The 5,885-nt window shown below is 66.1% G+C and carries 6 protein-coding genes and 1 pseudogene; all 7 read left to right on the top strand.

What is annotated here, in order from left to right; genetic code table 11:
- Positions 1 to 394 (top strand): 50S ribosomal protein L13 (gene rplM, locus M7H19_RS06700; protein ID WP_298178320.1); only part of this gene is annotated, 394 nt, incomplete at its 5' end.
- A gap of 17 nt (positions 395 to 411) precedes the next feature.
- Positions 412 to 882, top strand: a complete 471-nt coding sequence (rpsI, locus tag M7H19_RS06695) for a 30S ribosomal protein S9 (RefSeq protein WP_298178318.1) — start codon at positions 412 to 414, stop codon at positions 880 to 882.
- 234 nt (positions 883 to 1,116) lie between these two features.
- Entirely contained in the window at positions 1,117 to 2,451 is a 1,335-nt protein-coding gene (gene glmM / locus M7H19_RS06690) for a phosphoglucosamine mutase (RefSeq protein ID WP_298178316.1), read from the top strand.
- A 159-nt stretch (positions 2,452 to 2,610) separates the two neighbouring features.
- Positions 2,611 to 2,949: a hypothetical protein gene (locus tag M7H19_RS06685; protein WP_298178314.1), complete on the top strand. Its 339-nt coding sequence runs from the start codon at positions 2,611 to 2,613 to the stop codon at positions 2,947 to 2,949.
- Entirely contained in the window at positions 2,946 to 5,129 is a 2,184-nt protein-coding gene (locus tag M7H19_RS06680; protein ID WP_298178312.1) for a WXG100 family type VII secretion target, read from the top strand. The genes M7H19_RS06685 and M7H19_RS06680 overlap by 4 nt, the downstream gene beginning before the upstream one ends.
- Complete coding sequence (locus M7H19_RS06675; RefSeq protein ID WP_012795954.1) at positions 5,126 to 5,389, top strand: acyl carrier protein; 264 nt, start codon at positions 5,126 to 5,128, stop codon at positions 5,387 to 5,389. The genes M7H19_RS06680 and M7H19_RS06675 overlap by 4 nt, the downstream gene beginning before the upstream one ends.
- Positions 5,390 to 5,568: 179 nt before the next feature.
- A pseudogene (locus tag M7H19_RS06670) lies at positions 5,569 to 5,885 on the top strand (hypothetical protein); the annotation flags it as partial.

The following is a 5,885-nucleotide window of genomic DNA, read 5'->3' as shown; positions in this document are numbered from 1 at the left end:
CGCCGAGAATGTCGTGCTCGGCCGGCTCGCGACCGAGGTCGCCACGCTGCTGCGCGGCAAGCACAAGCCCATCTATGCCCCGCACGTGGACACCGGTGACTTCGTCATCATCGTCAATGCAGACAAGGTGGCGCTCACCGGAAACAAGCGTGAGCAGAAGCTCGCGTATCGACACAGCGGCTACCCCGGTGGCCTGCGTAAGCGCTCGTTCGGCGAGCTGCTCGACACCCGTCCGGAGCGGCTGGTTGAGAAGGTCGTGAAGGGCATGCTGCCGAAGAACAAGCTGGGCCGCGCCCAGGCGAAGAAGCTCAAGGTCTACGCCGGCCCGGACCACCCGCACGCCGCGCAGAAGCCCCAGCCCCACGAGATCACCAAGATCGCTCAGGTGTCCTAGTGAGTGAGGAACAGTCTGTGACCAGCACCGAGACCGAGACCGCCTACGAGGCGGTCGTGACCAGTGAGACGCCCGCCGCCCCGGCGCCGTCTCGGGCTGCCGGGGGTACCGCGCAGACGGTGGGCCGTCGCAAGGAGGCGGTCGTCCGGGTGCGCATGGTCCCCGGCACCGGCGAGTTCAAGCTGAACGGCAAGAGCCTCGAGGAGTACTTCCCGAACAAGGTGCACCAGCAGCTGATTCGTGAGCCGTTGATCACCGTCGAGAAGCCCGAGTCGTTCGACATCCACGCCAACCTGGATGGCGGTGGCATCTCGGGTCAGGCGGGTGCGCTGCGGCTCGCGATCGCGCGTGCTCTGGCCGAGATCGACAACGAAGACCGTCCCGCGTTGAAGAAGGCAGGCTTCCTCACGCGTGACGCTCGTGCGACCGAGCGTAAGAAGTATGGTCTGAAGAAGGCCCGTAAGGCGCCGCAGTACAGCAAGCGCTGACAAGCTCATTCCGAGCGCCCACCCGTTCCTGGGTGGGCGCTCGGTTTTTTCTCTGGGGCATGTGTGTCGGTGACCGCGTTTAGCCCGCTAAACGCGGTCAATCCACCCTCAGTCGGCCACGTTCAGCCCGCTAAACGCGGTCAGTTGGTCGATGGGGGCCACGGCATGCATCGTGGGGTCGCTAGGTTATTTGTGGTCGGTACCTTGTGCTCGCGACGACGGAGGTCGACGAACATGGCTCGCCTTTTCGGCACGGACGGGGTTCGCGGCCTCGCCAACGACGAGCTCACTCCGGAGCTGGCGCTGGCGATCGCCGCCAGCGCGGCGCGTGTCCTTGCCGCTCATGACCGTTCACACAGGCCCGTGGCCGTCGTAGGCAGGGATTCGCGGGCGAGCGGCGAAATGTTGGAGGCCGCCGTTGTCGCCGGACTGACCTCCGCTGGCGCGGATGTATTGCGTGTCGGTGTCCTGCCCACTCCGGCGGTCGCTCATCTGGTCACCGAGTTGGGGGCCAACCTCGGTGTGATGATCTCCGCGTCCCACAACCCGATGCCCGACAACGGCATCAAGTTATTCGGCGAGGGGGGCCACAAACTTCCGGACGGTATCGAGGACGAGATCGAGCGGGGCTTGAACGCCCAGGGTGCACGGCCGACCGGCCCACAGATCGGCCGCGTGTCGGATGTCACTGACGCTGTGAACCGCTACGTCGCTCACCTCCTCGAAGCAGCGCCGGTGTCGTTGAGTGGGCTGAGGGTCGTGGTGGACTGCGCCAACGGGGCGTCCTCGTCGGCGGCACCGGAGGCGTACCGCAAGGCGGGCGCCGAGGTGGTCGCGCTGCACGCGAAGCCCGACGGCATCAACATAAACGACGCTTGTGGCTCCACGTGCCCGGAGGTTCTGCAGGCCGCTGTGGTGGAACACGGCGCCGACCTCGGTATCGCCCATGACGGAGACGCCGACCGTTGTCTCGCGGTGGACGCCGACGGCGCTCTCGTCGACGGTGATCAGATCATGGCCATCCTCGCCGTCGGTATGGCCGAGACTGGCGAGTTGGCCGACAACACACTCGTGGCCACGGTGATGAGCAACCTGGGCCTGCACCTGGCGATGAAGAAGCACGGCATCGCCGTGCGCACCACGGCCGTCGGTGACCGGTACGTGCTGGAGGAGCTGCGCGCGGGCGGTTTCTCGCTGGGTGGTGAACAGTCGGGTCACGTGGTGTTGCCCGACCACGCCACCACGGGCGACGGGCTTCTCACCGCGCTCCGGTTGATGGGGCGGGTTTCTGAAACGGGGAAGTCGCTGCGTGAGTTGGCGACGGTGATGCACAGGCTGCCGCAGGTGCTGGTCAACGTGCCTGTCATCGACAAGGAGGCTGTGGCCGCAGCGCCCGCGGTGAAGGACGCCGTTGCGGACGTGGAGGCTGAGCTGGGTGACCAGGGCAGGGTGTTGCTGCGCCCGTCCGGTACCGAGCAGCTCATCAGGGTCATGGTGGAAGCCCCGGACGCTGACACGGCCCAAGCGGCGGCCGACCGCCTCGCCGGCGTTGTTGCGTCAGTCGGCTGAATCCGAGTACCGCATTTTCGTATTCCTCGAATATCTCAGGCTTTCAGTAATCGGTTATTGCCTGGTTGGCAATTCTGCGTGTTAGTTGTGTCACAGCAGTGCGGAGTGGCTGTCGTAGCAGTCTTCGCGGGACAGCCAGGTGGGGGCGAGGGAGTGGCTGTGACCGACGAGTCTGGTGTGGCGGCGCCGGAGGGCTACAGGGCCGAAACCGGCACGATGGCGCGGGAGTCCCAGAAGATCCACGACGAGGCGGAATCCGCGCAGGACGAAGTGAAGGATCTCGAAACCGCCGAGGTGGCCGAAACGGATTTCGGAAAAGCGCACACACAATGGGGGGCCGATTTCGCGACCGCGATCGCGGAGATCGGTAAGGGCGCGAACGGAATGTGTGCGTCCCTGCTCTCGTTGGCCGGCGCGATAGGTAGTGCCGGCGAGCAGTACGAGGCGGCCGAGGCCGAGCAGTCCGCGACCGCGGCTCAGTCGGGGAGCGGGATGTGAGTGGGAAGACTTGGGAAGAGACCAAGGAGATCCTGGACGACCCGTACGTCTCGGCTGAAACGAAAGAAGCGGTACTCGGTGCCTATGCGCTGAATGGAGGCCAGAATGAGGCGGCCGGGGAGTACTTCGAGAAGTACAACGTTGACCTGGGCGGACCTCCCTGGACGGTTTCCGCGCTCTACGGAGATACCGACAGGATCTATGAAGAGGCGAGGGCCGAAGCCGAACGTGAGGGCTATCGCGAGGGGCAGATCTCCGATCGCATCGAGGAGAACAGCGCCGCACTCGCCGAGGCGCAGGCTCCTGGCTCCAGCGGCGGGGTGCAGAACTCGGACGAGCTGTTCGATCTCGGTGAGACCGCGCTGGAGGTGTTCAAGCAGTTCGTGCCCGTCGACGACGAGGCACCCGGGGACTGCAAGCACATCGACGGCCCCATCATCTTCGACTCCGACATCGTGGAGCGCTTCGACGAGCAGCGGGACATCGACTTTCAGAAGTTCTTGGAACAGGCCCAGAAACTGCGGGACGCGCACGCCACGTTGCAGGAGCTGCACGACACCACGGAGTCGAATCTCAATTCGCTCTACAAGGACTGGACCGGTCCCGCGGCGAACGCCTCGTACCAGAAGTACAGCGAGGACATCGCGCCGAACTCCGACGAACTGCTGGAGTATCTGAAGGGCGGTGCCGAGGTCATCGAGGCCGCGGTGCAGACGGTGTACGAGCTGTGCAAGAGCAAGATCGAGCAGATCGACGACCTGTACACGCCCACGGTGGGCGCCGCTGTGCCCGACATGGCGAGGAAGGTCATGAAGATCGCGCGCGGCGAGGTGGAGGACCAGTCCCAGATCCTGGAGATAGCGGCCTGGGTCGATGCCGAGACTGGCAGCAACATCGAGTCGACGATCCGCGCCGACGACTGTGGTCTGAACGACGGAAACAAAGAGATGACGGTGGACCAGTGCAGGGAGTGGGTGCAGACCTCCTGGAACCCCGACCTCTACGACCACCTCTGCAAGAGCTTCACCGCGGTCTGTGACGACACGAAGGAGCAGGTCGACAGCGCGTGGGAGGAGCTCAACGATTACTTCAAGGATTACACCAGCGAGTTTCCCGAAGGCGGTGACCTCGGTCTGGCGGATCCGAGCCAGGACGGACTCCAGGACCCCGGCTCGCAGAATCCCGGCAGCGATGGTGGTACTTCGCCGAGCGGCGGGGGCTCCACACCGAGCGCTCCCTCTATTCCGGAACCGGAGATCCTCGGACAGGACCAGGGGAAGAACCCGGTCACCGGTGATGAACTGGAGGTCGACCCGGAAACGGGCGAGCCGTACCCGATCGACCCCGAAACCGGCGAGGCCGTCACGGACGTCGGTGATGATCGAGACACCCTGACCGTGGAGAAGGGTGACCGCACGTTCGAAATGACCGAACCGGACGAAGACGGAGAGATGGAGATCTCGGTCGACGACGGTTCGGGCGAGCCGAAGGAGTACAAGCTCGACTTCGGTGACGGCGAGAACGATGAGGGCGGGCAGTCCGAGTCCGGTGACTTCGGCCCTACGGGAGCCGGAGGCGGGGCTGAAGAGGAGGTTCATCGGCCCGGCGAAGACGGCAAGATCCACATCGAGGACGGGGACCTCAAGATCACCGCGGAGCGTCCGGAGGGCCCGGACGGGCCGACGAGAGTCACCGTGGACGACGGCACACCCCCTCCCACCACCTACACCTCGGAGAGGCGAAGGACGAGGAATCCGGTGCCACGGGTGGGGCCGGTATGGGGGCAGGCACGGGAGGTGGCGCGGACCGGGGAAGTCCCCGAACCATGCCCGCTCCGGGCGAGAACCCGTTCGAAGACGACGAGGAAGCCGACGCCGACAAGGGCGTCCCGGCAGTCGGATCCGGCGGAGGCGTGGGTGGCACCGCGGCTTCGGGCGGTGGGTCGATCTCCGACGGCGGTGCCATGGCCGGAGGCTCCGGCGGGTCCGCCGGTGAAGGCGGCGGTGGAGGAACAACCCGCCGCGCAGCCTGCTCAGACACGCAAGTTCTCCCGCGCGGTGGCGCCGCCCGAGCCCGCCCCCGAGGCGCCGAAACCACCACCGCCACCGCGGCCGGTGCGACGTCGTCGCGAAGAGGTCTTCGACGACGAGGACTTCTCGAACAACAGCTGGATGCAATGAACACCGCGTCGCATCCCGTTGTGGCCAAACGCGCCGACGACATCCGGTGTCTTGTGTGCCGAGTGCTGGAGGTGGACGCAGACCGTGTCGAGGACACCGACCTGTTCGTCGAAACCCTCGGCGCGGACTCGATGAAGCTCATCGAACTACTCGCCCATCTCGAGATCGAGTTCGACGTCGAAGTCGATGAGGACGAGATCGAACGGTTGGTGAACATCGAAGGCGTTTTCGCGGTGCTGAGTGCCGCACTGGGTGGCTGAGCCATGCGCAGGGTGGCAGTCACCGGGATCGGTGTCGTATCGAGCATCGGCACCGGCGCCGCCGCGTTCGAGGAGGCGCTGCGGGCCGGGCGCAGCGGAGCCGGGCCCATCACGGCGTTCGACACCGAGGGCTTCGCCCACACCACCGGATGCGAGGTGACGGACTTCGACCCGGCCCGATGGGTGCGAACACTGCCGCCGAGGGAAGTGGGCCGGGCGACACAGTTCGCCATCACTCCGCCCGCCTCGCCCTGGCCGACGCGGGTGTGGACGAACGAGACCTCGCCGACAGCCACGGTGTGGTGTCGATCGGCACCACCGACGGCGGCTCGGACGACGGCGAGGCGGTGGCGGCGACCGCGGTGCGGTTCGGGTTCGGTGAGGTCGACCCCGCCGCGGTGCGCCGCATTCCCGCGAACCGAATCGCCGTGGGAGTGGCGCGGGAACTCGGCCTTAGCGATGTGGACGTCACCACCCTCGCGACAGCGTGCGCGGC

This window comes from Saccharomonospora sp. (assembly GCF_027317685.1).
Taxonomy (GTDB): Bacteria; Actinomycetota; Actinomycetes; order Mycobacteriales; family Pseudonocardiaceae; genus Saccharomonospora.
Note: the sequence above shows the minus strand (reverse complement) of the source record. Positions and strands in the feature narration are given on the sequence as shown.

Coding starts and splice junctions, on each gene's coding strand:
- glmM (WP_298178316.1), top strand. CDS start 1,117: ATGGCTCGCCTTTTCGGCACGGACGGGGTTCGCGGCCTCGCCAACGAC.
- M7H19_RS06675 (WP_012795954.1), top strand. CDS start 5,126: ATGAACACCGCGTCGCATCCCGTTGTGGCCAAACGCGCCGACGACATC.